Raw genomic sequence first — 24,574 nt, forward strand, 5'->3', positions numbered from 1 at the left:
GGAGGCCGGACGCCGGTTCGCGCAGGACGGGCGCCCCACCGGGGACTTGCTCGTGCGGGGCCTGATCAGGACTGGTTTCAGAACCCGATCAGGACTGGTTCAGGACCGGTTCAGGACTGGTTCAGGCCGGGGTAGAGCGGGTGCTTGCCGGCCAGGGCGGTGACCCGGGCCTTCAGCTCCGCACGGTCGGCCTCCGCGAACGGCGACGGCGCCGTCAGCGTCCGCGCGATCACGTCCGCGACCTCCGCGAAGTCCTCGGCGGTGAAGCCGCGGGTCGCGAGGGCCGGCGTGCCGATCCGCAGTCCCGAGGTGACCATCGGAGGCCGGGGGTCGTTCGGGACCGCGTTGCGGTTGACCGTGATGCCGACCTCGTGGAGACGGTCCTCGGCCTGCTGCCCGTCGAGCTCCGACTCGCGCAGGTCGACCAGGATCAGATGGACGTCCGTGCCGCCGGACAGGACGTTCACGCCCGCCTTGCGCGTGTCGTCGGCCGTCAGACGCTCGGCCAGGATCCGCGCACCGTCCACTGTACGGCGCTGGCGCTCCTTGAAGTCCTCCGAGGCGGCGACCTTGAAGGACACCGCCTTGGCGGCGATCACGTGCTCCAGCGGGCCGCCCTGGAAGCCCGGGAAGACGGACGAGTTCAGCTTCTTCGCGAACTCCTTCTTCGCGAGGATGACACCGCCCCGCGGGCCGCCCAGTGTCTTGTGGGTGGTGGAGGTGACGACGTCGGCGTACTCGACCGGGTTCGGGTGCAGTCCCGCCGCGACCAGGCCCGCGAAGTGGGCCATGTCCACCCACAGGTACGCCTCGACCTCGTCGGCGATCCGGCGGAACTCCGCGAAGTCCAGCTGCCTCGGGTACGCCGACCAGCCCGCGATGATCACCTTCGGGCGGTGCTCCTTGGCGAGCTTCTCGACCTCGGCCATGTCGACCAGGCCGGTGGCGGGGTCCACGTGGTAGGCGACCACGTCGAACTGCTTGCCGGAGAAGTTCAGCCGCATCCCGTGGGTCAGGTGGCCGCCGTGCGCCAGGTCGAGACCGAGGATGGTGTCGCCGGGCTGCGCCATCGCGAACAGGGCGGCCTGGTTGGCGGAGGCGCCGGAGTGCGGCTGCACGTTGGCGTACTCGGCGCCGAACAGTTCCTTGATCCGGTCGATCGCGATCTGCTCGGCGACGTCGACGTGCTCGCAGCCGCCGTAGTAGCGGCGGCCCGGGTAGCCCTCGGCGTACTTGTTGGTCAGGACCGAGCCCTGCGCCTCCATGACGGCGAGCGGAGCGAAGTTCTCCGAGGCGATCATCTCGAGCGTGGACTGCTGGCGGTTCAGCTCGGCGTCGACCGCGGCGGCGATCTCCGGGTCGAGCTCGTGCAGGGGCGTGTTCAGGACGGACATGCGTCTACGACTCCTCAGCCGGCGGTGTAGGCGGTGTACTCGTCTGCGGTGAGCAGGTCGCCCGGCTCGTCCGTGACGCGTACCTTGAACAGCCACCCGCCCTCGAAGGGGGCGGAGTTCACCAGTGCCGGGTCGTCGACGACGTCCTGGTTGACCTCGGTGATCTCGCCGGTGACCGGGGCGTACAGCTCGCTGACCGACTTCGTGGACTCCAGTTCGCCGCAGGACTCGCCCGCGGTCACCGCGTCGCCGACCTCGGGGAGCTGGACGAAGACCACGTCACCGAGCGCGTTGGCCGCGTGCTCCGTGATGCCGACCGTCGAGACGCCGTCCTCGACGACCGACAGCCACTCGTGCTCCTTGCTGTAGCGCAGCTGCTGGGGGTTGCTCATGGCCTGAATTCTCCTGTACGCGGGGGAGTGCTGATGAAGGGGGACGGCTGAAGGCGTACGTGAGCAGCGAGAATGTGCGCAGTCTCACGCATCGCGGTCTCGCGCGTCGCGGTCTCACGCAGGGGGCGCGGGGACGCGCCCAGTGTCTACTTCTCGCGCCGGTAGAACGGCAGCGCCACGACCTCGTACGGCTCGTGCGCGCCACGGATGTCCACGCCGACGCCCTGGGTTCCCGGCGCCGCGTGGGCCGCGTCGACGTACGCCATCGCGATCGGCTTGCCGAGGGTGGGGGAAGGGGCGCCGGAGGTGACCTCGCCGATCACCTCGCCGCCCGCCACGACCTTGTACCCGGCGCGCGGGACGCGACGTCCCTCGGCGACCAGGCCGACCAGGACGCGCGGCGGCTTCTCCTCGGCGCGGGCGGCCGCCGCGGCGAGCGCCTCGCGGCCGACGAAGTCGCCCTCCTTCTGGAACTTCACCACCCGGCCGAGCCCGGCGTCGAACGGGGTGAGGGAGGTGCTCAGCTCGTGCCCGTACAGCGGCATGCCCGCTTCCAGGCGCAGCGTGTCCCGGCAGGACAGCCCGCAGGGGACCAGTCCGACGCCTTCGCCGGCCTCGGTCAGCGCCTGCCACAGCTCGACGGCGTGCTCCGGCTTCACGAACAGCTCGAAGCCGTCCTCGCCGGTGTAGCCGGTGCGCGCGATGAGCGCGGGGACGCCGGCGACGGCGCCGGGCAGCCCGGCGTAGTACTTCAGGCCGTCGAGGTCGGCGTCGGTCAGCGACTTCAGGATGCCGGGGGACTGCGGGCCCTGGACGGCGATCAGCGCGTAGGCGTCCCGGTCGTCGCGGACCTCGGCGTCGAAGCCCGCGGAGCGCTCCACGAGCGCGTCGAGCACGACCTGCGCGTTCGAGGCGTTGGCGACGACCATGTACTCGCTCTCGGCGAGCCGGTAGACGATCAGGTCGTCCAGGATGCCGCCGTCGGCCCGGCAGATCATGGTGTAGCGGGCGCGGCCCGTGCCCACCGCCGCGAGGTCGCCGACCAGCGCGAAGTTCAGGAGCTCGGCCGCCTGCGGGCCGCTCACCGTGATCTCGCCCATGTGCGAGAGGTCGAAGAGCCCGGCCCGGGTGCGGACGGCGTGGTGCTCGTCGCGCTCGGAGCCGTAGCGCAGGGGCATGTCCCAGCCGGCGAAGTCGGTCATCGTCGCGCCGAGCGAGCGATGCAGGGCGTCGAGCGCGGTGCGGCGCACGGCCGTGGATTCGGTACTGCTCATCGGTCGGTCGTCTCCCAGGGCAATGGGGTCCCCCGCGCGAGCGGATCCGGGCGTGGGGGATGGCGAGGTCGTTCCTCCCCATCTGTCATCGGAACCTGAGAGGTTCGCCATGATCGCGAAGATCGTGACTTGCACCGTGGGTGGAGCCGCCCGTGGGCGACCCGCTTTTCAGATGTGCCTCGCCCGCGCGGTAACGGGGCCTGAGAGATTCAAGGGAGGGACTTGCTCCTTCGGCGCCCCAGCGAAGCTGCTGCTGAGGACTCTCCCGCGCGGATTCAAACGGCCGGTATGCAGTTGGCGCGGCCATCATCGCACGGCTCGCCCCGATCGCGGCAGGCCGTATCTGTAACCGGCCTGTGTCGGTACGCGTACGAAAACGCGAGGCGCCGGGCATTACCTTCTCTTTACGCTTGACGGGGATGAGGACCACCTGGCCCCAGGGGAGGACGATCACGGTGAACAGGACGACGAGCACGGCGAGGACCACGGCGTTCGCGACCGGCGCGGGGATCGCGCTGCCCGCCCAGCCCGGCCGCCGGGCCCGGGAGGCGTGCGGCCCGCAGCCCGCGCCCGTCGTCCGCGATCTGCGTGAACGAGCCGGCCGCAGCCCGCACGGCCTGCTGTTCGGGCCCCGTGACCTGGTCGTGGTGACGGGCCTGCCCGGCAGCGGAAAGTCCACGCTGATGCAGCGGACCGTGAACGGCGTCCGCGTCGACTCCCAGGACACCCGCGACCGCTGGGACGCCCGCATGCCCCGCTTCCTCCCCTACGCCCTCTACCGGCCCCTCGTGCGGCTCTCCCACTACGCCGGACTGCGCCGCGCCCTGCGCGGCGGCGAGGGCGTCGTCGTGCACGACTGCGGCACGCAGGCCTGGGTCCGCGACTGGCTGGCCCGCGCGGCCCGCCGCCGGGGCGGCACGCTCCATCTGATCCTCCTCGACGTCGGCGCGGAGACGGCGAGGGAGGGCCAGCGCGAGCGCGGCCGGGGCGTCTCGCGCTACGCCTTCCTGCGGCACCGCCGTGCGGCGGCGCGGCTGCTGCGCTCGGTGGAGAAGGGGCGACTGCCCGCGGGATGCGGTGCGGCGGTCCTCCTCGACCGGTCCGCGGCCGACGTCCTGCGGCGAATCGGCTTCACGGGCCGAACCGACCCCCTCGGCACCCGTTAGCCTTTCAGTCACACTGGCGTGAGCGGTTCTCAGCAGGCGGTAGGCAGATGGACTTCCCCCCGGCGGACTTCCCGGCGAATTTCCCGGCGCAGGCGCACCCCCATTCGCACGGCGGATGGCCCGGCAACGAGCTGGAGGAGGTGCTCTCCGTCTCCCTCGGCATGCCGGAAGCCGGCGGCCGGATCGTGGAGGTGCTCGGCCGCAGCTTCGTCTGGGTGCCGCTGCCCAGCGGCGGCGGCCCGCACAGCGGCCCCCTCGACCTGCCCACCCTGGAGCTCGACGGCCAGGTGTACGTGCCGGTCTTCAGCTCCGAGGAGCAGTTCCGCCAGGTCGCCGGCGCGCACATGTCGTACACGATCGCGCCGGCCGTGGAGTTCGCCCGCGGGCTGCCCCCGCAGGTCGGCATCCTGGTCAACCCCGACGGCGTGGTCGGCGTCCCGCTGCCTCCGCCGGCCGTGGCCGAGCTGTGCCGGGCGGGCCGCACCGCGTTGGACGGTCCGGCGAGCGGCGGCCGGGTCCGCCTCTACGAGCCCGACTGGCAGGACGACCCCGTCGACTTCCTGGCCGCGGCCTCCGCGGAGTTCGAGGCGGTCGGCGTGGTCCGCACGGCCCGCCGGTGCCTGGCCGCGATCGAGACCGCGGACCCGGTGATGTTCGTCGGCGTGGAACTCTCCCAGTGGGAGGGAGACCTGCGCGCCCTGCCGCTGGAGGCCCTGGGCAGGGCGCTGGGCAGGACGTCGTCGCCCTGGCCCGTCAACCTGGTGCTGCTGGACGTCGCCCAGGATCCGGTGGGGGAGTGGATGAGGGAAAGGGTGCGTCCCTTCTACGCGCGGCTGCACTAGCGGGCCCGCGAGGGGCGGCCCCGGGGGCCCCGGCCGCGTCCGCGGACGGCTCGGCCGCGGGGGCGCCCGGTCACGAACGGACCGCGCCCGCCAACGTGCCACGCCCCCCGACCCCTTGGGCGCTTAAGCTGGACTCCGACGCGGGGCAACACAGAAGAAGGGGCGGTACAGGTGAGCGCCAGCGGCATCGCGACCGGTCAGGTCGAGCACATGCTGCGCCAGGTCACGCCCGGGCGCTATGACGCCTACGAGGCGCTCCTGCGCGCGCTCGCGACCCCGTCCTCCGGTCAGGTCTGGATGCTGCTGTGGCACGGCCAGGCCGGCTCCCCGGACGCGCAGTACGGGAACATGGAGGTCGACGGCCACGGCTACGCGCCGTGCGTGACCTCCGCCCAGGAGCTGAGCGCCAGCGGCTGGAACAGGTCCTACGAGGTCATCGACGGGCTGGACGCGGCCCGCACGCTCTACCCCGACCACTACGGCCTCTGGCTGAACCCGCACGCCCCCGGCGGCGGCATGGGCATCCCCTGGCTCGATCTGCGCCGTATCGCCACCGGTCTGGAGCGCCAGCCCGCCGGCCCGCTGCGGCTGTCCGAGCCCGGCATCGAGATCCCGCAGTTCTACGCTCTGCTCGCGCAGAACGCCCACCGCACCCCGGTGGTCCGCGCGTTGCGCCGGGCCTGGGTGCAACCGGCGCTGGGCGCGCCCTACCTGGCCCTCGGGCTGGACGTCTACGAGACCTCCCCGCCGGCCGTGGACGCCGTCCGGGCGATGATGCAGCAGTCCATCGGCGCGGTGCCGGACGGACTGCCGGTCTCGACGGTCGCCATGACCGACGAGTACGACCCCGTCGTGATGTGGATGCGCGCCAACGCGCGGCCCTTCTACGACCGTGAGGCGCACGCCGCCGCCCCCGCCCAGGCTCCCGCGGGCGGCTACGGATATCCGCCCAGCGGACGCTACTGACTCGTTCGTCGCTCCCGCCCCGCCGCAGGAGTCGGACTTCTTCGCGCGTAGATAGCAGCGATAAGCGATAGACGCGCCCAATATGTCCTAATAAGTCACCGTCCGGGGGGCGTTACCCGCCGTCCGGATAACGGAACCCCTCTAGCCGCATCACGTTTACGCATCCATTCACTGCCAAGTCTGGCAACAGATCGCCAAAGCGTTGAAGACTCCGGCTCCAGGGGACTTATCCCCTGCGTATCACGGACTGATCACGCCGCTACAGCGGCAAGTGCGGGCCGGCTACCGCCGGTTGAGAGGGGTCCCTGCCAGATGACGGCACCATTGCACGAGCCGACCGCGGAAGCGGCCCCGAGCGCGGCCGAGGAAGCGGCGGTCGCCGCCGGCGACGCCAAGGCCGTTCAGGGCCGTTCCCTGGGCCGGATCGCCTGGGAGCGCCTCAAGCGGGACAAACTCGCCCTCACGGGCGGAATCGTGGTGCTCCTCCTCGTGGTGGTCGCGCTGCTCGCGCCCGTCATCACGAGCCTCCTCGGGCAGGACCCGAACGAGTACCACGAGAACCTCATCGACCCGCTCTTCGGCACGCCCACGGGCTCGTTGGGCGGCTTGAGTGGCGACCACCTGCTCGGCGTCGAGCCGGTCAACGGTCGCGACATCTTCGCCCGCATCCTCTACGGGGCCCGGATCTCGCTGCTGGTCGGCTTCCTGTCCGCCGTGGTGGCCGTGATCCTCGGAACGGTGCTCGGCATCCTCGCCGGCTTCTTCGGCGGCTGGATCGACTCGCTGATCAGCCGCGTGATGGACGGCCTGCTCGCCTTCCCGCAGCTGCTCTTCATCATCGCCCTCGTCTCCGTCATGCCGAACGAGATGCTGGGCCTGACCGGTTCGAGCGTGCGCGTCTTCGTCATGATCCTGGTCATCGGCTTCTTCGGCTGGCCCTACATCGGACGTGTGGTGCGCGGCCAGACGCTCTCGCTGCGTGAGCGCGAGTACGTCGAGGCCGCACGGTCGCTCGGCGCCGGCCGGGTGTACATCCTGTTCAAGGAGCTGCTGCCCAACCTGGTCGCCCCGATCGTCGTGTACACGACGATGATGATCCCCACCAACATCCTCACCGAGGCGGCGCTGAGCTTCCTGGGCGTCGGCGTCAAGCCGCCCACCGCCTCGTGGGGACAGATGCTCTCGAGCGCGATCGACTACTACGAGTCGGACCCCATGTACATGGTGGTCCCGGGTGTGGCGATCTTCATCACCGTGCTGGCCTTCAACCTCTTCGGCGACGGCGTCCGGGACGCGCTGGACCCGAAGGCTTCCCGCTGAACCGCCGAACAGCGGCACCGCCGAACGCGGCACCCCAACCGTCCCGTGACGTTCACACGGGGGCTCTCATCTATCCGGAGGATCCGAGATCGTGACTACCCAACGCACCTCAGGGCGGCGGAAGCAGGCACTTGCCGCTGCCGCCGCGGTCGCCGCGCTGCTGACCACGGCGGCGTGCGGTGGCGGAGACGACAACAAGGGCTCGAGCACCGGCGCCGCCGGCTTCGACGCCGCGAACAACAAGGTCGCCCAGGCCTCCGCCGTCAAGAAGGGCGGCACGCTGAAGTTCGGCAGCGCCCAGGACGCCGACTCGTGGGACACCACGCGCGGTTACTACGGCATGATGTGGAACTTCGCGCGCTACTACAGCCGCCAGCTCGTCACGAACAAGACGGAGCCGGGCAAGGCGGGCGCCGAGCTGACCCCGGACCTCGCGACCGGCCTCGCCAAGGTCACGGACGGCGGCAAGACCTACACGTACACGCTGCGCGACGGCGTCACGTGGGAGGACGGCAAGCCGATCACCTCCAAGGACATCAAGTACGGCATCGAGCGCGTGTGGGCGACGGACGTGCTGTCCGGCGGCCCGCCGTACCTCATGCAGGTGTTGGACCCCAAGGGCGAGTACAAGGGCCCCTACAAGGACACGTCTGCCGACAAGCTGGGCCTGAAGGCCATCCAGACGCCGGACGACAAGACCATCGTCTTCAAGCTCCCGCAGGCCAACTCGGACTTCGAGGAGATGCTGGGCCTGGTCTCGGCGTCCCCGGTCCGTCAGGACATGGACACCAAGGCCAAGTACCAGCTGCACCCGTTCTCCTCGGGCCCGTACAAGTTCGAGTCCTACAGCCCGGGCAAGGACCTCACGCTGGTCCGCAACACGTCCTGGAAGCAGGCCTCGGACCCGGTCCGCAAGGCCTACCCGGACAAGATCACCGTCCAGTTCTTCTCGGACGCCAACCAGCTCGACCAGCGTCTGCTCAACGGTGACCTGGACCTGGACCTCACCCAGACCGGCATGTCGCCGCAGGGCCGCACCACCGCCCTGAAGCAGCACAAGGCCAACCTGGACAACCCGGTCTCCGGCTACATCCGCTACGCGGTCTTCCCGCAGAGCGTGAAGCCGTTCGACAACATCAACTGCCGCAAGGCCGTCATCCTCGGCGCCGACCACGTGTCGCTGCAGACCGCGCGCGGCGGCCCGATCGCCGGCGGCGACATCGGCACCAACATGCTGCCGCCGTCCGTCGCGGGCGCCGAGGGCCAGAAGTACGACCCGTACGAGCTGGCCGGCGCCGACAAGAACGGCAACGTGGCCAAGGCCAAGGAGGCCCTGAAGGCCTGCGGTCAGCCGAACGGCTTCAAGACCACCATCGCGGTGCGCAACAACAAGCCGGTCGAGGTGGCCACGGCCCAGTCCCTGCAGGCGTCGCTGAAGAAGATCGGCATCAACGTCGAGATCGACCAGTTCGACGGCTCGCAGACCGCCGGCATCATCGGCAGCCCCTCGAACGTGGCCAAGAAGGGCTACGGCATCATCATCATGGGCTGGGGCCCGGACTTCCCGTCCGTGCAGGGCTTCGGTCTGCCGCTGTGGGACAGCAAGTACATCCAGCAGAGCGGTAACAACAACTACGGGCTCATCAAGGACAAGGCCATCGACGGCCTGTTCGACTCGTACGTCACCACGCTGGACGACTCCGGCAAGACCAAGATCGCCACGGAGATCAACCACAAGGTGATGGAGGGCGCGTACTACCTGCCCTTCACCTTCGAGAAGTTCATCAACTGGCGCTCGGACAACCTGGCGAACGTCTACACGACCGACGGCTACAGCGGTCAGTACGACTTCGTCAACCTCGGTCTGAAGAACCCCAAGAAGTAATCCCGGCACACCCGCCGAACGGCACGAAAGGCAGGTGAAGGCCGGCGCGGCGTGATCGCGGGCCACCGGAGGTCCCCCCACCGCCCACAAGGCGTGGGAGGTACTCCCCCCGGTGGCCCGCGGTCCGCGGCGGGCCGAGAGCTGTGCTCGCTTACCTCATCAGGCGGTTGTTCGCCGCCGCAGTGATGCTCGTGGTCATCGTCATGGTGGTCTTCAGCATCTTCTTCCTCTTCCCCAAGTGGGCGGGCGTCGACATCGCCTTGAGCTTCGTGGGCAAGCAGGCCGACCCTGCCGCCGTCGAGGCCGTGCGACAGAAGCTGGGTCTGGGCGACCCGATCTACGCGCAGGTCTGGGAGTTCTTCAAGGGCATCTTCGCCGGACGCACGTACAGCGGCGGAGGCGACACCATCCACTGCGCCGCGCCGTGCTTCGGCTACTCCTTCCGCAGCGAGCAGGCCGTCTGGCCGGTGCTGACCGACCGCTTCCCGGTGACATTGAGTCTCGCGCTCGGCGCCGCCCTGCTGTGGCTGGTCTTCGGCGTCGCGGCGGGCGTCCTCTCCGCGCTCAAGCGGGGCAGCCTGTGGGACCGCGGCGCCATGGTGGTCGCCCTGGCCGGCGTCTCCCTGCCCATCTACTTCACCGGCATGCTGAGCCTGGCGATCTTCGCCTTCGGGCTGCACTGGATCGACGCGCAGTACGTGCCGCTGGAGGAGAGCTTCTCCGGCTGGTTCGGCGCGATGATCCTGCCGTGGATCACCCTGGCCTTCCTGTACGCGGCGATGTACGCCCGGATCACCCGCGCCACCATGCTGGAGATCCTCGGCGAGGACTACATCCGCACCGCCCGGGCCAAGGGCCTCAAGGAGACCACCGTCATCGGCAAGCACGCCATGCGCTCGACGATGACGCCCATCCTGACCATGCTCGGCATGGACCTCGGCGCCCTCATCGGCGGCGCGATCCTGACCGAGTCCACGTTCAACCTGCCCGGTCTCGGCCGGGCCGTACTGGACGCCATCCGCAACCAGGACCTGCCCATCATCGTGGGCGTCACCCTGATCACTTCCCTCGCGGTGCTCGTCGCCAACCTCGTGGTGGACATCCTGTACGCCGTGATCGACCCCCGAGTGAGGCTCACGTGACCGAACTCAGCAAGAGCGGAGCGGCCGTGGGCGAGCCCACCCCCGCTTCGCCCGCGCCGACGTCCTTCCTCGAAGTGCGCGACCTCAAGGTGCACTTCCCGACCGACGACGGCCTGGTCAAGTCCGTCGACGGGCTCAGCTTCCAGCTGGAGAAGGGCAAGACCCTCGGCATCGTGGGCGAGTCCGGCTCCGGCAAGTCGGTGACCTCGCTGGGCATCATGGGCCTGCACACCGCCGGCCAGTACGGCAAGCGCAAGGCGCAGATCTCCGGCGAGATCTGGCTGGACGGCACCGAGCTGCTGTCCGCCGACCCCGACCACGTGCGCAAGCTGCGCGGCCGCGAGATGGCGATGATCTTCCAGGATCCGCTGTCGGCGCTGCACCCGTACTACACGATCGGCCAGCAGATCGTGGAGGCGTACCGGATCCACCACGACGTCGACAAGAAGACCGCCAAGCGCCGTGCGGTCGAGATGCTCGACCGCGTGGGCATCCCGCAGCCGGACAAGCGGGTGGACAGCTACCCGCACGAGTTCTCCGGCGGTATGCGCCAGCGCGCGATGATCGCGATGTCGCTGGTCAACAACCCCGAGCTGCTGATCGCCGACGAGCCGACGACCGCCCTGGACGTGACCGTCCAGGCGCAGATCCTCGACCTCATCCGCGACCTGCAGAAGGAGTTCGGCTCCGCGGTCATCGTCATCACCCACGACCTGGGCGTCGTCGCCGAACTCGCCGACGACATCCTGGTGATGTACGGCGGCCGCTGCGTCGAGCGGGGGTCGGCCGAGGAGGTCTTCTACGAGCCCCGGCACCCCTACACCTGGGGTCTGCTCGGCTCGATGCCGCGTCTGGACCGCGACCAGCAGGAGCGGCTGATCCCGGTCAAGGGCTCGCCGCCCTCGCTGATCAACATCCCGTCCGGCTGCGCCTTCAACCCGCGCTGCCCGTACGCGGACCTGCCGAAGGACAACGTCACCCGCACCGTCCGGCCCGAGCTGTCCGAGGTCGGCAGCCGGCACTGGGCCGCCTGCCACCTGGGCAAGGAGCAGCGGGAGCGTATCTGGACCGAAGAGATTGCGCCGAAGCTGTGAGTGACGAAGCGAAAGCGGTGACCATTCCCGCGCAGGCCGACGGCCCGACGACGCAGGGGGCCGCGCTCACCAAGGACGCCGCCCCCGGCGAGGTCCTGCTGAAGGTGACCGGGCTGCAGAAGCACTTCCCCATCAAGAAGGGTCTGCTCCAGCGGCAGGTCGGGGCGGTGCACGCGGTCGACGGGATCGACTTCGAGGTCCGCTCCGGCGAGACGCTCGGCGTCGTGGGCGAGTCGGGCTGCGGCAAGTCCACGATGGGCCGGCTGATCACCCGGCTGCTCGAACCGACCGGCGGCAAGGTCGAGTTCGAGGGCAAGGACATCACGCACCTCGGCGTCAGCGGCATGCGTCCGCTGCGCCGCGACGTGCAGATGATCTTCCAGGACCCGTACTCGTCGCTGAACCCGCGGCACACCATCGGCACGATCGTCGGCGCTCCCTTCAAGCTCCAGGGCGTCGAGCCCGAGGGCGGCGTCAAGAAGGAAGTGCAGCGGCTGCTGTCGGTCGTGGGGCTCAATCCCGAGCACTACAACCGCTACCCGCACGAGTTCTCCGGCGGTCAGCGCCAGCGCATCGGCATCGCCCGCGCGCTCGCGCTGAACCCGAAGCTGGTCGTGGCCGACGAGCCGGTCTCGGCCCTGGACGTGTCGATCCAGGCCCAGGTCGTCAACCTGCTCGACGACCTCCAGCAGGAGCTCGGCCTCACGTACGTGATCATCGCGCACGACCTCTCGGTCGTCCGGCACGTCTCGGACCGCATCGCGGTGATGTACCTCGGCAAGATCGTCGAGCTCGCCGACCGCGACCTGCTCTACAAGTCGCCGATGCACCCGTACACCAAGGCGCTGATGTCGGCGGTGCCGATCCCGGACCCGCGGCGCAAGAACGCCAAGAGCGAGCGGATCCTGCTCAAGGGCGACGTGCCCTCGCCGATCTCCCCGCCGAGCGGCTGCCGGTTCCACACCCGGTGCTGGAAGGCGACGCAGACCTGCAAGACCACCGAGCCGGTGCTCGTAGAGCTGCGGACCGGTCAGCAGGTCGCCTGCCACCACCCGGAGAACTTCGAAGACCAGGCTCCGCAGGACACCGTTCTGCTGACCGTCGCGAAGGAGGCGGCGGAGCTGGTGGCCGACGAGGTGCTCGCGGAGTCGGCGGAGACGTCGGCGGCGCTGGCGGCGGAGACGGCTTCCGAGCCCACCGAGACCGAGGCGGCCGAGCCCACCGAGGCCACCGAGGCCGAGGCAGCCGAGGTCGCCGAGCCGGCCGAGCCCGCGACGGCGGAGGCCGCAGAGCCGGCCGAGCCCGCGAAGACGGAGGCCGCAGAGTCGGCCGAGGCCGTGAAGGCCGAGCCCGTGAAGGCGGAGGCCGCCGAGGTCGCCGATGCCCCCGGGTCCGAGGGTGGCCAGGAGTCAACTGACAAGTAGGGCATGACGAGTTAGTAAAGTCATGTACATGGCTTAACGGGAGAGTGCAGAGTCGTCCGCGTCCGGCACCACGGCACGCGCTCGAAGGGACGACACATGGCACTCTCCCGTTCGGCACGTTGGGGGGCCCTCGCGACAGCGGCGGCCTCCTTCCTCGTCATCGCCGCCTCCTCCGCCCCCACCCCGGGCGCCGACGGAATCGGCGACGCCTACTTCCCGCAGCTCGGCAACGGCGGCTTCGACGCCCGCCACTACGACCTCGCCCTCGCCTACGACCCCGACACCGACCGTCTCGACGGCCGTACGACGATCACCGCACGCGCCACCCAGAGCCTCTCGTCCTTCGATCTGGACCTGCAGAAACTGGAGGTCACCCGGGTCGAAGTGGACGGCAGAAAGGCGCAGTTCACCCGCGTCGGCGACGAGATCCGCATCACCCCGCGCGGGGCGATCCGCAAGGGGCGGACCTTCGAGGTGGCCGTCACCTACGGCGGCGTCCCCGAGCCCCTCGGCGGCCCCATCGTCTTCGGGTCCTCCTACGGGTGGATGAAGACGACGGACGGCGTCTTCGTGGCCTGCGAGCCCAACGCCGCCTCCACCTGGTTCCCGTCCAGCGACCACCCCTCGGACAAGGCCGCCTACGACATCCGGATCAAGGCGCCCCGGGGCCTGACCGCGGTCTCCAACGGCCGGCTGGTCTCGACGTACGACAAGGGCGCCTCGACGTACACCCACTGGCGCGAGACGAAGCCCATGGCCACGTATCTCGCGACCGCCACCATCGGGAAGTTCGACGTGAAGACCGGGACGACGCCCGGCGGCACCCCGATCTACGTCGCGATCGACCCGGTGCTCGCGAACGGCAACAGCGTGGACGTGTACGGCGTCACCGCCGCGGCCACCGACTACTGGTCGCAGGTCTTCGGACCGTATCCCTTCGAGGAGACCGGCGCGATCGTCGACGACATGCCCCAGGCCGGCTTCTCCCTGGAGGTGCAGTCCAAGCCGGCGTACTCGGCCGTCCGCAGCGAGTCCACGATCGTGCACGAGCTGGCTCACCAGTGGTTCGGCGACTCCGTGTCGGTGGCCCACTGGAAGGACATCTGGCTCAACGAGGGGTTCGCCACCTACGCCCAGTGGCTGTGGGCCGAGCACCAGGGCACCCGCTCCGCGCACGACTCGTTCCTGGCCGGCTACAACGCCCGCCCCGCCGACAGCGCCTTCTGGCAGACGGCCGTCGGCGACCCGCAGCGCGACACGATGTTCGCCTCCGCCGTCTACCAGCGCGGCGCGATGACCCTCCAGGTCCTGCGCGAGCGGATCGGCGACAAGGCCTTCTTCAAGCTGCTCCCCACCTGGACCAGGCTGCACCGCTACGGCAACGCGGACACCGACGACTTCGTCCGTCTCGCCGAGAAGGTCTCCGGGCGGCAGCTCGACGACCTCTTCCAGACCTGGCTCTTCACTCCGGGAAAACCGTCTCTGTGAGGTCGACCCGCCTTGTAATGTAAGGCGAAGGCTTCGCGCTGGGTGAGAATGTAGGGGTGCTCCAGCAAATCTTCAGCCCCTCCGTCCAGCACACGCTCGACCTGGTCGGCATCTTCGTCTTCGCCATCTCGGGCGCGCTGCTGGCCGTCCGCAAGAACTTCGACGTGTTCGGCATCGCCATGCTCGCCGAGGTCACCGCGCTGGGCGGCGGCGTGTTCCGGGATCTGGTGATCGGGGCGGTGCCCCCGGCCGCCTTCACCGACCTGGGGTACTTCCTCACGCCGCTGCTCGCCGCTCTGCTGGTCGTCTTCCTGCACCCGCAGGTGGAGCGCATCCAGCTGGGCGTCAACGTCTTCGACGCGGCGGGCCTCGGCCTGTTCTGCGTCACGGGTACGACGAAGGCGCACGCCTACGGGCTGAACCTCACCGCGTCGGCGGCCCTCGGGATCGCGACCGCCGTCGGCGGCGGCGTGCTGCGCGACGTGCTCGCCAACGAGGTGCCCTCGCTGCTGCGCTGGGACCGCGACCTCTACGCGGTCCCAGCGATGGCCGGCGCCGCGATGGTGGCGCTGTGCATCCGCTACGACATGCTCACCCCGCTGGCCAGCGGGGTGGCCGCCGTCACCGCTTTCGTCCTGCGGTTGCTCGCGATGCGGTTCCACTGGCGAGCTCCGCGTGCTTGGAACCGCCGCTCGACGGTGCGTGAGGAGTAGACCCCTTCCCGGCGATCGCGCGCTGGCCCATCTGCGTCGTCAGCCAGCGGAACGCGGGCACCACCTGCGGCCGCCACAGCCCCATGGTGTGTCCTCCCGCCTTGCTCGGGATGTACACGACGTGCACGGTCGTCGGCGCCTTCGCCACCTGACGCAGGGCCAGGGCCGCCTCGTAGCCGTCGCGCGGCTGGCCGGAGAGGTAGAGGGCCACCGCCGGCGGGAGGGCGGCCTTGCGCAGCAGCAGGTACGGGTTGTTCGCCCGGCGCACGGCCGGGTCCTGGGCGGCCAGCGAGTCGTGCACGATCGCCGGGTCGCTGTACCCGGACAGGCTCACCGCGGCCCGGTAGCGGTCGGGGTGGGCGACGGCCAGCTTGGTCGCGCAGTGGCCGCCCGCCGAGTACCCGGCCACGGCCCAGCTCTTGGGCGCGGGCTGGGTCCGGAAGTTGTCCCTGAGCATCTTCGGGACGTCGACGCTGAGCCAGGTGTCCGCGTTGACGGTGCCCGGGACGTTGGCGCAGCCGGTGTCCACGCCCGGCAGCAGCGTGGTGCGCGGGGCGGCCAGGATGAACGGCGCGACCTTGCCCTCACGCATCAGCGGGGCCAGTTGCTCGTGCACGTGCAGTGTCCCGAACCAGGACTTCGCGGAACCGGGGTAGCCCGGCAGCAACTCCACGACGGGGAAGGAACGGTGGGCGTACGCGGGGTCGTTGTACTGCGGGGGCAGCCATACGTAGACCTCGGCGTTCACGCCGGAGACCTGGCCGTGCACCTGGGTGACGCGCACCCCGCCGGCCGCGTGCATCGCCGCGCCGTCCACCAGTGTGAACTTCTGTCTTACCTTCGGCAGTCGGTTCAGCGCGATGCCGCCGGTGCCGTCGGCGCCCAGGTTGGCGGCCTGCTGCACATGGGTGCCGGTGCCCAGGAGGTCGTCCCATGTGTCGTACAGGTTGTTGGCGTTGTTGACCAGAACGAAGACCAGGCTCACGGCCGTGGTCTGGGCGAACAGCAGCATCATGATCCGGGCCGCGGCGCGCAGGACCCGCGGTCCGCGCAGTCGCGACCACAGCAGCAGCGGCAGCACGACGGCGACGGCGGACAGCGCGATCAGGGTGTAGAGGAACGGAGTCCCGGTGAGGCTCATGCCTTAGCAGAGGGAAAACGAGGCGTCGAGGTTACGGACGAGTTCGGACACTTACCAAGAAATTGCAGTAGCGGTCCGGAGCGTGCTCGAGGGGCGCCTGGAAAAGCTACCGCTTAGTAATCAAGTGTTGTACCGTGCAGCCATGGCAGAAGCAGCTACGGCGACGGCCCGGCAGGCCACCGTCGGGGACAGTGAGTTCGACCGGGACACCGCACTCACCCGGCGCGCGCCCGGCGTCTACGACATCGACCTGTCGGCCGGCTGGACGATCATCAGCGCCGTCAACGGCGGCTACCTCCTCGCGGTCCTCGGGCGCGCGCTCGCGGACGCCCTGCCGCACGGCGACCCGTTCACGGTCTCGGCCCATTACCTGACCGCCTCCCAGCCGGGTCCGGCGGTCGTCCGCACGGAGGTGGTCCGCACCGGCCGCACCCTGTCCACCGGCCAGGCCTCGCTCCTGCAGTACGACGAGCAGGGCGAAGAGGTCGAGCGGATCCGCGTCCTCGCCTCCTACGGCGACCTGGACTCCCTGCCGGACGACGTGCGCACGACCGCGAAGCCGCCCGCGATCCCGCCGATCGACCAGTGCTTCGGCCCCGAGGACGGACCGGCGCCGGTCGACGGCAGTTCCGCGATCGCCGACCGGCTGATGCTCAAACTCGACCCGTCCACCCTCGGCTGGGCGCTCGGACAGCCCTCCGGCAAGGGCGAGATGCGCGCCTGGTTCGGCCTGAAGGACGGCCGTGACCCCGACCCGCTCTCCCTCCTCCTCGCCGTGGACGCGCTGCCGCCCACCGCCTTCGAGATCGGTCTGCGCGGCTGGGTCCCCACCGTCGAGCTGACGGTCCACGTCCGCTGCCGTCCGGCCCCGGGTCCGCTGCGCGTGTCCATCACCACCCGCAACCTCGCCGGCGGCTTCCTCGAGGAGGACGCCGAGGTCTGGGACAGCGCGGACCGGCTCGTCGCGCAGTCGCGGCAGCTGGCCCGGGTCAGGCTCGGCTGAACGGTTTTCCGGCACGAGGCCGCCGACGTCCGTGGGGCGGGTCGCGGCGGCCGACTGTGTCACGGGTCCGTCCCGGCCCACCGACCGGGCTCCCAGGGCGAACCGCCAGGTCCAGGAGGTCGCTCGGGGCGCGCTGTGCCCCGTCGACAGGCGGTGCACAGGGGGAGCTCAAGGTAGCCCTAAGTGCCGTTGGTTGAGTTTCCGCTTCAGGTTCTCCTCATCCTCACTGGAGCTGTCTCTCATGAAGCGTGCGCTGATGCCCGTCCGTCTCGTCCCCGCGGTGGCGCTGCTGGCGCTCTCGCCCCTCGCCCTGGCGGCCTGCGGCTCGGGTGACTCCTCCTCCTCGTCCTCCTCGTCGTCCGGCGGCGCCTCGTCCCAGCAGTCCTGTCAGCCGCCGTCGGGCAACGCCTCGGGCGTGCCGGGCGGCGCGCCGGCGGGCGCTCCGTCCGGGGCGCCGAGCGGTGCGGCGGCCACGGGCAGGCCGACGGGCACGCCCACAGGGACGCCGACGGACATGCCGACGGGCAGGCCGACCGGCGCGGCGAGCGGCGGCTCCGGAGGCGGCCGGGGCGGCGCTCAGGGCGGCCCGGCCGATGGTCGGAGCGGCGGCTGCGGAGGTCCCGGCGGCGGGTCGAGCGGCGGGCCGAGCGGCGGGCAGGGGCAGCAGGCCCAGCAGGGCTGACCGGCCCGGCAGGGCTGACCGGCGGTCCGGCAACGGGGCGGCGCACTCGGAAAGGGGTGCGCCGCTCGTGCGTCCGGCCGGGGTCGGTCGTGCGGCGGGCGGGGGAGTGCGCGGCGCGCGGGGCGGCGGCCGGTCCGGCCGCCCGGTCTCAGTCCAGCCAGTGGTGGCGGCCGATGCTGATGAGCCGCATCTGACGGGCCGCGAGCAGGGTGACCCGCTCCCGGTCCTCCGGCGAGGCCTCCAGCGCCTCCAGGAACAGCGAGGCCGTGATGAGCATCTGGTCGACGTAGAGATGCGAGAGCATCAGCAGGTCGTCGTCGCTCCAGCCGGCGGCCTCGGCGTCCTTGGCCAGCTCGGCCTTCACCTCGTGGGCGAACCGGCCCAGTTGCTCCCGGATCGCCTCCCGCACCGGCTGGACCCCGCCATGCCGTTCCCGGGCGATGAAACGCACGTGTGCGGGGTACGCGGTCACGTGACCGGCTATCAACTCGACAGCGCGCTTGATGCGTTCGCCGCTGGAGTCGGCGGACGTCACCGTGGTCCGGATCATCGGGTGCAGGCTGCCCAGCGCCTCCTCGACCAGGGCCACGCCGAGGTCCGCGGTGGAGCGGAAGTGGCGGTAGAACGCGGTCGGGGCGACCCCGACGGCGCGGGTGACCTCGCGCAGGCCCAGGCTGCTCAGGCTCTGCTCCTCCAGCAGCGCCAGCGCCGCGTCCATGAGCGCCTGCCGGGTCTTCTGCTTCTGGGCCTGCCGAATGCCGAGGGTGTGACTCATGTCATCCAGTTAACAACTGTTCTCCGGAATTGAAAAGCCGCGGGACGCGCTAGACTCGAGAGTCAGTGAACAAGTGTAACTACAACTGTTCACCCAAACTTTACGGAGGGGGATCCGATCCCATGCTGTTCCTCGTCGCCGCACTGCTTCTGCTGGGCGTCGTCATGGGCACCGTCGCCCATGCGCCGCTCGCGTTCACCGTCGTCGCCGCCGCCGTGATCGCCGCCTGGCTCGGCATCTTCGCGCTCCGCGAGCGCCACGGCCGCCGGCACTCCCCGACCCGCTGACCGCCCCGCCCACCGACAGGAGTCGACCGACCATGCAGCTCACCGCACCGGCCACGCGCCGCACCGGCGTCCGCGACGCAGACGGCATGGCCGTCGCGTCCTTCATCCTGGGCCTGCTGGGCCTGCTCGTCCTCAACGTCTTCCTCGGCCCGATCGCCATCGTGCTGGCGGCGGCGGCCCTCTGGCGCGGCACGGCCCGCCGCGGCCGCGCCTACCTCGGCCTCGCGCTGGGCGTCGCCGACCTGCTGGTCCTGGTGGCGTTCATGCAGGCGGACTCGACGATCTCCTGGAGCTTCTGACCGCCGCGGCCACCTGGCAGCCAGGCGCGCCGCCCCGCCCCCGTAGAATCGGGGCACCATGGCATACCTCGACCACGCCGCGACCACGCCGATGCTTCCCGAGGCGGTCGAGGCACTGACCGCGCACCTGGGCGTCACCGGCAACGCCTCCTCCCTGCACGCGGCCGGCCGGCAGGCCCGCCGTACGGTCGAGGAAGCCCGCGAGACGCTCGCCGAAGCGCTCGGCGCCCGTCCCAGCGAGGTCGTGCTCACCTCCGGCGGCACCGAGGCCGACAACCTCGCCGTCAAGGGCCTGTACTGGTCCCGGCGCGACGCGGACCCGGCCCGCACCCGTGTCCTGGCCAGCCCCGTCGAGCACCACGCGGTTCTCGACGCCGTGCACTGGCTCGGCGAGCACGAGGGCGCCACGGTCGAGTACCTGCCGGTCGACTCCTACGGGCGGGTCCACCCCGAGGCCCTGCGCGAGGCCGTCGCCCGCAATCCCCACGACGTGGCGCTGGCCACCGTCATGTGGGCCAACAACGAGATCGGCACGATCCTGCCGGTCCGTGAACTGGCCGACGTCGCAGCCGAGTTCGGCATCCCTCTGCATGCCGACGCCGTCCAGGCCTTCGGCCAGGTACCCGTCGACTTCGCCGCCTCCGGCCTCGCCGCGATGACGGTCTCCGGCCACAAGATCGGCGGCCCCTACGGCATCGGCGCCCTCCTCCTCGGCCGTGAACACACCCCCGTGCCCGTCCTGCACGGCGGAGGCCAGGAGCGCCACGTCCGCTCCGGAACCCTCGACGTCCCCGCGACCGCCGCCTTCGCGGTCGCCGGCCGCCTCGCCGCCGAGCAGCGCGAGTGGTTCGCCCGCGAGATCGGCGCCCTGCGCGACGGCTTGATCGACGCGGTCCGCACTGCCGTCCCGGACGCCATCCTCGGCGGCGACCCCGTCGACCGGCTGCCGGCCAACGCCCACTTCACCTTCCCGGGCTGCGAGGGCGACTCCCTGCTGCTGCTGCTCGACGCGCAGGGCATCGAGTGCTCCACCGGCTCCGCCTGCACCGCGGGCGTCGCCCAGCCCAGCCATGTCCTGCTCGCCACCGGCGTCGACCCGGCCCTGGCCCGCGGCACCCTCCGCTTCTCGCTCGGCCACACCTCCACGGAGGCCGACGTCGAGGCGGTCGCCAAGGCCATCGGCCCCGCGGTGGAGCGGGCCCGGGCGGCCGGGCTCAGCTGACCGCCGTCCGCCCGTCCGCCCCGCCCTCCGTCCGCCCGTCCTCACCGGAGGCGGACTGCCGGGTCCTCACCGGCGGTCGTGCAGGAACGCGGGGATCCCGGCGCGGGTCGGGTAGTCGGGCACGGGCGGCGGCTCGTCCTCCAGGAACGCGGTGATCGCCGCGGCGGCCCGGTCGTTGTTGCCGTCCAGGCCGTTCCACATGTGGTGCCCGACTCCCGGCATGTACTGCGTGCGCCGGACGGCGGGGTCGTCGGCGAGGACGGCGGTCGCCCACTGGCGCAGCTGGGAGGAGCACTCGGCGATCATCAGCATCGCGGGGGTCCGGGAGAGCCTGAGCTGCGGGGCGATGGAGGGCGAGTCCCGCACCGTCTGCTGGACGCGGAGGCTGGCCGCCGGGCTGAAGGAGAAGTTCTGTGCGGTGTCCTCGACCGGGATGCGGTGCGCGTCGCGGGCGCAGTAGGCGGATGCGGTGTCGCTGCCCAGGTCGGCGGCGGTGAAGGCGTTGTCGCCCTCGGCCTGTCCGATCAGCGCGGTGCCGGGCGTGAGCAGTCCGAGCCGCATGAGGCCGAATGCCACGGCGTACCGGGGAACGTGCGTCGAGCGCGGCCCGGTCATGGCCGGCGCGAGTCCCCGCGCGGACGTCCGGCCCCGGTGTCCGGCGACGCGCGCGGTGGGGCCGTCCATGGGACCGGGCTCGGCGACGACCGCCCGGTGCAGACGGGCGGCGACGCCCGGGTCGGCGAGGGCCCGCGTGAGCACGACCCCGCCCGAGGAGAATCCGAGGACGTCGACTTTGCCCCTGCCCAGGCGGTCGACGAAGGCGGCGAGGTCGCGGACCGACCTGGAGATCGTGTACTGGCTCATGGGGAGCAGGTCGCTTCGTCCGCCGCCGGCCTGTTCGTAGGCGTACACGTCGTAACCCCGGCGTGCCAGCAGCTGCAGGAACCGGTGGTCGAGCACCGAGATGCCGCGGACCGGTCCGCCGTTGAGGTACACCAGCGGGAGCGGGCGCCGGGTGCCGCGGTGCGCGGGCGGGTAGTGGTACACCGCGACCCGGCTGCCTGTGGCCAGGCTCCAGTGCTGCGTGGCCACGAACGGCAGGGCCGGGGGATACCGCCGGGCCGTCGGCGCGGTCGGGACGCAGACCGCCGCGGTCAGTGCCGCCGCCACGGCCACCGGCAGGAACGGCGCGAGCCGCGCCGGCCGACCGCGTCGCCGTCCCCGCCGCAGTGCGAGGGCCGCCCCCGCTGCGAGGGTCGCCGACCATGCGGCAAGGCCCGAGGCCGCCCCGTCCGTGAGGGTGATCAGAGCGAGAAAGACGACGACCAGTGCCGTGACGGCGGCCAGGGCCGACAGCAGGCGTCCGGCGAGGCGGACGAAACGTATGGCGGAGAGGGGCACGGCGAAGCCTTCCGTGGTTTCAGAACGCTGTTTTAAAACAACGTACCAGGGAGGGTAGGCTGCCGGGCGTGGGTAGGCCGAGAACGAACGACGACGCCGTCGGAGAGCGGCTGGTGGTGTGCGCGACCGAGATGCTCGCGACGCATCCGCGCGAAGCGGTCACGGTCCGCGCCGTGGCCGCCGCCGCCGGGGCGTCGGCCACGGCGGTGTACACCCTGTTCGGCGGCAAGGACGGGCTGATCGAGGCGGTGCGCGACAGGGCCGTCGCCGGCCTCTTCCGGGACGTGTCGGCGGTCCCGTCCTCCGCGGACCCGCTCGCCGACCTCTACGCGCTGGCCGTCGCCTACCGTCGTTGGGGGCGCGGGCACAGTCACCTGTACACGGTGCTGTTCGGCGGCGTGCAGCCCTTCGACCCGTCGGGAGCGGTCGGTGCGGCCGACCCCGTTCGGCCGCTCGTCGCGGCGATCGAGCGCGCGGTGACCGAGTCCGTCCTCGACGGTCAGGTGACGTCGATCGCCCTCTCGCTCTGGGTGACCCTGCACGGGCTGGTGACCCTCGAACTGGCCGGGGCCCTCGACGCCCCCACGGCGGACGCCGCGTTCCGGTCCGCGATCAACGCGACGCTGCGGGGCTGGACGACCCCCACGGTGTTCCGCAGCCTGCGCCGGGCCGAACCCGCTCCCTGACCCCGCGGGCCGCGGGCTGCCGGCGAGGCGCGCGGGGCCTCAGGCGGTCGCTTCGTGCTCCTGTGCGACGAGCCGCAGATAGCGGTTCCAGTCCCAGTGCTCGCCGGGATCGGTGTGATCCGTGCCCGGCACCTCCACGTGACCGATGATGTGCTCGCGGTCCACGGGTATGCCGTACCGCCGGCAGACCGCGGCGGTCAGCCGGGCCGACGCCGCGTACATCGCGTCGGTGAAGTCCTTCGGCCGGTCCACGAAGCCCTCGTGCTCGATGCCGACGCTGCGCTCGTTGTAGGAGCGGTTGCCCGCGTGGTACGCGACGTCGAGCTCGCGGACCATCTGCGTGACGCGTCCGTCCTTGCCGACGATGTAGTGCGCGGCCGCCCGGTGCCCGGGGTCCTCGAACGCCTTCACCGCACTGCCGAGATCGCCCTGGGTGACATGGACGACGACCATGTCGATCCCGTAGTCGTCCGGCCGGTCCGCCCAGCGGAAGTTCGCCTCCGACGCCGCCACCCACCGCGCGCCCCGGTAGTCCACCGCGCCCTCCACGCGCGCTCTGCGCACGCCGGGCAGCCGCCAGTACAGCCGCGCCAGCTCGTCCCGCGCCAGCAGGCCCGTGCCGACGGCGGCCGCCGCCCCGCCGATCAGCAGGGCGCGCCGCCCGATCCGCCGGTCGGAGTCGCTCTTCCCGTCCCCCATGTCCGTGCCCTTCCTCGCCCCTCGTGATCGTCAACGGATACTCGCGGGCCGCGGTTCCCGGCGACCCGTACCCTGGAAGGGTTATGACTGAGACCTCGCCGCGCCCCCGCCCCCTTCGCGTACTCGCCGCCATGTCCGGCGGCGTGGACTCCGCCGTCGCCGCCGCCCGTGCCGCCGAAGCCGGCCACGACGTGACCGGCGTCCACCTCGCGCTCTCCGCGAACCCGCAGTCGTTCCGCACGGGCGCACGGGGCTGTTGCACCATCGAGGACTCCCGCGACGCCCGCCGCGCGGCCGACGTCATCGGCATCCCGTTCTACGTGTGGGACCTCGCCGACCGCTTCCGCGAGGACGTCGTCGAGGACTTCGTCGCCGAGTACGAGGCCGGCCGCACCCCCAACCCCTGTCTGCGCTGCAACGAGAAGATCAAGTTCGCCGCGCTGCTCGACAAGGCCCTCGCTCTGGGCTTCGACGCGGTGTGCACCGGCCACTACGCGAAGGTGCTCGTGGGCGAGGACGGCGCCCGTGAACTGCACCGCGCCTCCGACATGGCCAAGGACCAGTCCTACGTCCTCGGCGTCCTGGACGACCGGCAGCTCGCCCACGCCCTCTTCCCGCTCGGCGACACGGTGACGACGAAGGACGAGATCCGCGCCGAGGCCGAGCGCCGCGGGCTGGCCGTGGCCAAGAAGCCCGACTCCCACGACATCTGCTTCATCGCCGACGGCGACACCCAGGGCTTCCTCGCGAACCGGCTGGGCCGCTCGGAGGGCGACATCGTCGACGAGTCGGGCGCCAAGGTCGGCACCCACGAGGGCGCGTACGGCTTCACCATCGGCCAGCGCAAGGGCCTGCGCATCGGCACCCCGGCTCCCGACGGCAAGCCGCGCTACGTCCTGGACATCTCCCCCGTGGACAACACCGTGACGGTGGGCCCGGCCGCCGCCCTGGACGTGACCGCGCTGACGGCGATCAGGCCCCGCTGGTGCGGCGCGGCCCCGTCGGGCCCCGGCGTCTACACGGCCCAACTGCGCGCCCACGGCGGCGAGACCGAGGTGACCGCCGAACCGGTCGACGGCCACCTGGAGGTCACCTTCGCCGAGCCGGTCCGGGGCGTGGCCCCCGGCCAGGCGATCGTGCTGTACGACGGCACCCGCGTGGTCGGCTCGGCCACCATCGCCTCCACGGTGCGGGCGGCGGCCCCGGTCGCCTGACCGTCGGTCCCGAGACCGCCTGACCGTCGGTCCCGAGACCGCCTGACCGTCGGTGCCGAGCGCCT

The 24,574-nt window shown here is 71.2% G+C and carries 24 protein-coding genes and 2 riboswitches; of the genes, 17 read left to right on the plus strand and 7 right to left on the minus strand.

Translation table 11 applies throughout. From position 1 onward, the window contains the following. Positions 1–110: 110 nt before the first annotated feature. From glyA to gcvT, 3 genes are all read right to left on the minus strand, one after another. The gene (gene glyA, locus Sri02f_RS16375; protein ID WP_109002046.1) at positions 111–1,394 is read right to left on the minus strand and encodes a serine hydroxymethyltransferase; all 1,284 of its coding nucleotides are present in this window, start codon (positions 1,392–1,394) and stop codon (positions 111–113) included. 14 nt (positions 1,395–1,408) lie between these two features. Next, a complete protein-coding gene (gcvH, locus tag Sri02f_RS16380) occupies positions 1,409–1,786 on the minus strand; it encodes a glycine cleavage system protein GcvH (protein WP_109002047.1) in 378 nt (125 codons plus the stop codon). Between the two features lie 146 nt (positions 1,787–1,932). Then, positions 1,933–3,060 carry a glycine cleavage system aminomethyltransferase GcvT gene (gcvT, locus tag Sri02f_RS16385; RefSeq protein WP_109002048.1) on the minus strand — a complete coding sequence of 376 codons (1,128 nt, stop codon included), beginning with the start codon at positions 3,058–3,060 and terminating at the stop codon, positions 1,933–1,935. Positions 3,061–3,132: 72 nt separating this feature from the next. Then, positions 3,133–3,238, minus strand: a riboswitch (glycine riboswitch). Continuing rightward, positions 3,239–3,338, minus strand: a riboswitch (glycine riboswitch). It abuts the riboswitch before it with no gap. Positions 3,339–3,479: 141 nt separating this feature from the next. Between gcvT and Sri02f_RS16390 the strand changes: the two genes are divergently transcribed. The 10 genes from Sri02f_RS16390 to Sri02f_RS16435 all read left to right on the plus strand — a co-directional run bounded on the left by Sri02f_RS16390 (position 3,480) and on the right by Sri02f_RS16435 (position 15,100). Continuing rightward, on the plus strand, positions 3,480–4,226 hold the full coding sequence (locus Sri02f_RS16390) for an AAA family ATPase (RefSeq protein WP_109002049.1): 747 nt from the start codon (positions 3,480–3,482) through the stop codon (positions 4,224–4,226). A gap of 47 nt (positions 4,227–4,273) precedes the next feature. Then, entirely contained in the window at positions 4,274–5,068 is a 795-nt protein-coding gene (locus tag Sri02f_RS16395) for an enhanced serine sensitivity protein SseB (RefSeq protein WP_109002050.1), read from the plus strand. 171 nt (positions 5,069–5,239) lie between these two features. Then, on the plus strand, positions 5,240–6,034 hold the full coding sequence (locus tag Sri02f_RS16400) for an enhanced serine sensitivity protein SseB C-terminal domain-containing protein (protein WP_109002051.1): 795 nt from the start codon (positions 5,240–5,242) through the stop codon (positions 6,032–6,034). A 312-nt stretch (positions 6,035–6,346) separates the two neighbouring features. After that, the gene (locus tag Sri02f_RS16405; protein WP_109002052.1) at positions 6,347–7,354 is read left to right on the plus strand and encodes an ABC transporter permease; all 1,008 of its coding nucleotides are present in this window, start codon (positions 6,347–6,349) and stop codon (positions 7,352–7,354) included. 91 nt (positions 7,355–7,445) lie between these two features. After that, positions 7,446–9,239, plus strand: coding sequence for an ABC transporter substrate-binding protein (locus Sri02f_RS16410; protein ID WP_109002053.1), 1,794 nt, complete (start codon positions 7,446–7,448; stop codon positions 9,237–9,239). 143 nt (positions 9,240–9,382) lie between these two features. Further along, a complete protein-coding gene (locus tag Sri02f_RS16415) occupies positions 9,383–10,381 on the plus strand; it encodes an ABC transporter permease (RefSeq protein WP_109002054.1) in 999 nt (332 codons plus the stop codon). Continuing rightward, positions 10,378–11,475: an ABC transporter ATP-binding protein gene (locus Sri02f_RS16420; protein WP_109002055.1), complete on the plus strand. Its 1,098-nt coding sequence runs from the start codon at positions 10,378–10,380 to the stop codon at positions 11,473–11,475. The genes Sri02f_RS16415 and Sri02f_RS16420 overlap by 4 nt, the downstream gene beginning before the upstream one ends. A gap of 17 nt (positions 11,476–11,492) precedes the next feature. Further along, a complete protein-coding gene (locus tag Sri02f_RS16425; protein WP_373865103.1) occupies positions 11,493–12,899 on the plus strand; it encodes an ABC transporter ATP-binding protein in 1,407 nt (468 codons plus the stop codon). A 96-nt stretch (positions 12,900–12,995) separates the two neighbouring features. Then, positions 12,996–14,387 carry a M1 family metallopeptidase gene (locus tag Sri02f_RS16430; protein ID WP_109002056.1) on the plus strand — a complete coding sequence of 464 codons (1,392 nt, stop codon included), beginning with the start codon at positions 12,996–12,998 and terminating at the stop codon, positions 14,385–14,387. Positions 14,388–14,443: 56 nt separating this feature from the next. Next, on the plus strand, positions 14,444–15,100 hold the full coding sequence (locus tag Sri02f_RS16435) for a trimeric intracellular cation channel family protein (protein WP_109002057.1): 657 nt from the start codon (positions 14,444–14,446) through the stop codon (positions 15,098–15,100). Here the strand turns inward: Sri02f_RS16435 and Sri02f_RS16440 are convergent. After that, positions 15,009–16,241 (minus strand): alpha/beta hydrolase, encoded by a 1,233-nt coding sequence (locus Sri02f_RS16440; protein WP_109002058.1) that lies wholly within the window; start codon positions 16,239–16,241, stop codon positions 15,009–15,011. The two genes, Sri02f_RS16435 and Sri02f_RS16440, sit on opposite strands and share 92 nt — an antisense overlap. A 142-nt stretch (positions 16,242–16,383) precedes the next feature. Here Sri02f_RS16440 and Sri02f_RS16445 point away from each other — a divergent pair, with 142 nt between their 5' ends. Beyond that, positions 16,384–17,244 carry a thioesterase family protein gene (locus Sri02f_RS16445; protein ID WP_109002059.1) on the plus strand — a complete coding sequence of 287 codons (861 nt, stop codon included), beginning with the start codon at positions 16,384–16,386 and terminating at the stop codon, positions 17,242–17,244. Between the two features lie 241 nt (positions 17,245–17,485). Next, positions 17,486–17,926, plus strand: a complete 441-nt coding sequence (locus Sri02f_RS16450; RefSeq protein WP_109002060.1) for a hypothetical protein — start codon at positions 17,486–17,488, stop codon at positions 17,924–17,926. 148 nt (positions 17,927–18,074) lie between these two features. Here the strand turns inward: Sri02f_RS16450 and Sri02f_RS16455 are convergent, their stop codons facing one another. Then, positions 18,075–18,701 (minus strand): TetR family transcriptional regulator, encoded by a 627-nt coding sequence (locus Sri02f_RS16455; RefSeq protein ID WP_109002061.1) that lies wholly within the window; start codon positions 18,699–18,701, stop codon positions 18,075–18,077. A 122-nt stretch (positions 18,702–18,823) separates the two neighbouring features. Here Sri02f_RS16455 and Sri02f_RS41720 point away from each other — a divergent pair, with 122 nt between their 5' ends. From Sri02f_RS41720 to Sri02f_RS16465, 3 genes are read left to right on the plus strand one after another with little or no spacing between them, the layout of a single operon-like run. Beyond that, entirely contained in the window at positions 18,824–18,988 is a 165-nt protein-coding gene (locus Sri02f_RS41720) for a hypothetical protein (RefSeq protein WP_167467560.1), read from the plus strand. A gap of 32 nt (positions 18,989–19,020) precedes the next feature. Further along, a complete protein-coding gene (locus Sri02f_RS16460) occupies positions 19,021–19,287 on the plus strand; it encodes a DUF4190 domain-containing protein (RefSeq protein ID WP_069770496.1) in 267 nt (88 codons plus the stop codon). 58 nt (positions 19,288–19,345) lie between these two features. After that, entirely contained in the window at positions 19,346–20,509 is a 1,164-nt protein-coding gene (locus Sri02f_RS16465; RefSeq protein ID WP_109002062.1) for a cysteine desulfurase family protein, read from the plus strand. A gap of 66 nt (positions 20,510–20,575) precedes the next feature. Here Sri02f_RS16465 and Sri02f_RS16470 read toward each other — a convergent pair whose 3' ends face one another. Further along, on the minus strand, positions 20,576–21,910 hold the full coding sequence (locus Sri02f_RS16470; RefSeq protein ID WP_109002063.1) for an alpha/beta fold hydrolase: 1,335 nt from the start codon (positions 21,908–21,910) through the stop codon (positions 20,576–20,578). 68 nt (positions 21,911–21,978) lie between these two features. On the opposite strand from Sri02f_RS16470, the gene Sri02f_RS16475 reads away from it, so the two are divergent. After that, a complete protein-coding gene (locus Sri02f_RS16475) occupies positions 21,979–22,596 on the plus strand; it encodes a TetR-like C-terminal domain-containing protein (RefSeq protein WP_109002064.1) in 618 nt (205 codons plus the stop codon). 39 nt (positions 22,597–22,635) lie between these two features. Here the strand turns inward: Sri02f_RS16475 and Sri02f_RS16480 are convergent, their stop codons facing one another. Further along, positions 22,636–23,295 (minus strand): N-acetylmuramoyl-L-alanine amidase, encoded by a 660-nt coding sequence (locus Sri02f_RS16480; RefSeq protein WP_109002065.1) that lies wholly within the window; start codon positions 23,293–23,295, stop codon positions 22,636–22,638. Positions 23,296–23,378: 83 nt separating this feature from the next. On the opposite strand from Sri02f_RS16480, the gene mnmA reads away from it, so the two are divergent. Further along, entirely contained in the window at positions 23,379–24,509 is a 1,131-nt protein-coding gene (mnmA, locus tag Sri02f_RS16485) for a tRNA 2-thiouridine(34) synthase MnmA (RefSeq protein WP_109002066.1), read from the plus strand. Positions 24,510–24,574: the final 65 nt, after the last annotated feature.

Origin of the sequence: Streptomyces rishiriensis (genome assembly GCF_003112535.1) — a bacterium.
In the GTDB taxonomy this organism is placed as follows: Bacteria; Actinomycetota; Actinomycetes; order Streptomycetales; family Streptomycetaceae; genus Streptomyces; species Streptomyces rishiriensis.